The 1,965-nt window shown below is 72.8% G+C and carries 3 protein-coding genes; 1 reads left to right on the forward strand and 2 read right to left on the reverse strand.

Features of this window, described 5'->3' with window-relative positions; all coding sequences use genetic code 11:
- Together FRW57_RS21005 and FRW57_RS21010 are read right to left on the reverse strand one after the other, a co-directional pair.
- Nucleotides 1-251 (reverse strand): YjbQ family protein (locus FRW57_RS21005; protein WP_162529455.1); only part of this gene is annotated, 251 nt, incomplete at its 3' end.
- Between the two features lie 11 nt (nt 252-262).
- Nucleotides 263-1,003, reverse strand: a complete 741-nt coding sequence (locus tag FRW57_RS21010) for a PIG-L deacetylase family protein (protein WP_137120228.1) — start codon at nt 1,001-1,003, stop codon at nt 263-265.
- 133 nt (nt 1,004-1,136) lie between these two features.
- On the opposite strand from FRW57_RS21010, the gene FRW57_RS21015 reads away from it, so the two are divergent.
- On the forward strand, nt 1,137-1,965 hold an 829-nt coding region (locus tag FRW57_RS21015), incomplete at its 3' end, for a nicotinate-nucleotide--dimethylbenzimidazole phosphoribosyltransferase (RefSeq protein WP_238999524.1).

The raw sequence follows: 1,965 nt of genomic DNA on the forward strand, positions 1-1,965 counted from the left end.
CGGCCGTGCCCCGGCGTGCCGTGCTGGTGCCGCCAGCGGTCGTCGGCCGGCAGCAGGTCGCGCAGGGCCGCCAGGAGGTCGTCGTCGCTGCCGGCGCCCGTCTCGAGGATCGCGATCCCCGCGGTGGCGTGCGGCACGAAGACGTGCAGGAGTCCGTCGCCCTCACGGCTCACGAACGACGCGCAGTCGTCGGTGAGGTCGAGCACCATGTCGCTGTCGCCGGTCCGGTAGGTCTGCAGCTCGGAACGCATGCCCCCGAGTCTCACACGGAGAAGACCTCGAAGAGGAGACCGTGCCGCACGGCCAGGGTCTTGCCGCCGGCGGACAGCATGCCGTCGAGCAGCTCCTCGGGCGCGGGATAGTCGGCCGCCAGGCCCGCGAGGTACTCGCGGTGCGCGGCCAGGGAGGCGACCGCCGCCTCGAGGTGGCCGCTCACGTCCACACCGTGCGTCGGCACCGGCGAGCCGGCGAAGCAGACGTGGTGCACGCCCGGCCACGGTTCGTGCCCCTCGTCGACCAGCTCGGGAAAGATCCAGCGGTTGCCGGCGTCCCGGGCACCATCGAGCGCGGCGAGCCCGACTGCCCGGTGGTCGGCCTGGTTGGCGAAGCCCCCATCGAACGCCTCCCGATGGGTGACCGAGAAGACCACATCCGGCCGGTGGGTCCGCACGGCCCTCGCGATGTCGCGGCGCAACGGGAGGCCGTACTCGACCACGCCGTCACGGTGGTCGAGGAACTCGACGACGTCGACCCCCACGGCCGCCGCACCGTCGCGCTCCTCCTGCTCACGCAACGGGCCGGACTGCGTCGGTGGCATCCCGTCGATTCCCGCCTCGCCCCGGGTCGCCAGCAGGTAGGTCACCTGTTTGCCCTGACGGATCCACTTGTCCACCGCGGCCGCGGTGCCGTACTCGAGGTCGTCCGGGTGCGCCACGACGCACAGCGCCCGGGTCCACGACTCGTCGAGGGCGGGCAGGGGCGTGGGCAACGCGTCATCGCTCATGGCGTGCACGCTATCCCCGCCACCACGCCCCGGCGCCGATTTCGGGGAGGCACGATGGGGCGATCACCCCGTCACAACTCCCCAGCGGTGGTGACGGCCCTGCCGATGGCTCGCCCTGGGGCATGATGGCCGCGTGCCCCTGACAGAGAACCGCCCGTCGCTGCTCGACACCACCCTCACCGCGATCGTCCCGGTCTCGGCGCAGGCGGCGCGGGCCGCCGAAGAACGACAGGGGTTGCTCACCAAGCCACCCGGCTCGATGGGGGCACTCGAGACCCTGGGCAGCCGGCTGGCCGGGATGTATGACGAGTGCCCACCACCGCTGCCCGAGCCGGTCGCCATCGCCGTCTTCGCGGGCGACCACGGAGTGCATGCTCAGGGCGTGACGCCGTGGCCGCAGGAGGTCACGCTGCAGATGGTGGGCAACTTCCTGGCCGGAGGTGCCGTGGTCAACGCGTTGGCCCGGCAGATCGGCGCCCGGGTCGTGGTCGTGGACGTGGGCGTGGCCGGCGAGGTGCCTGACGCGCCGGATCTGTTCGCGCGCAAGGTCGCTCGGGGGACTGCTGACATGACACGAGGTCCCGCCATGACACCGCAGCAGACGCTCGCGGCGGTCGAGGTGGGCATCGAGGTCGCCGGTGCGCTGGTGGCGCAAGGACACCGGCTGCTGGTCACGGGTGACATGGGGATCGCCAACACGACGGCATCGGCTGCGCTGACCAGCGTCCTCACCGGCGCGCCGGCCGCCGACGTGACCGGCCGGGGCACCGGCATCGACGATGCCACCCACGCCCGCAAGACCGAGGTCGTCGGCCGCGCCATCCGTGTGAACGGGCTGGCCACCGATGATGTCGGCACCGACCCGCTGCGGGTGCTCGCCGCGGTCGGGGGTCTCGAGCACGCGGCCCTCGCGGGCTACCTGCTGGCCGCCGCGGCGCACCGGACACCGGTCGTGCTCGACG

The organism is Segeticoccus rhizosphaerae, assembly GCF_009192725.1.
In the GTDB taxonomy this organism is placed as follows: domain Bacteria; phylum Actinomycetota; class Actinomycetes; order Actinomycetales; family Dermatophilaceae; genus Segeticoccus; species Segeticoccus rhizosphaerae.

What these genes read in the sequence shown, in the direction of transcription:
- FRW57_RS21010 (WP_137120228.1), bottom strand. Translation starts at nt 1,003, where the DNA reads ATGAGCGATGACGCGTTGCCCACGCCCCTGCCCGCCCTCGACGAGTCG.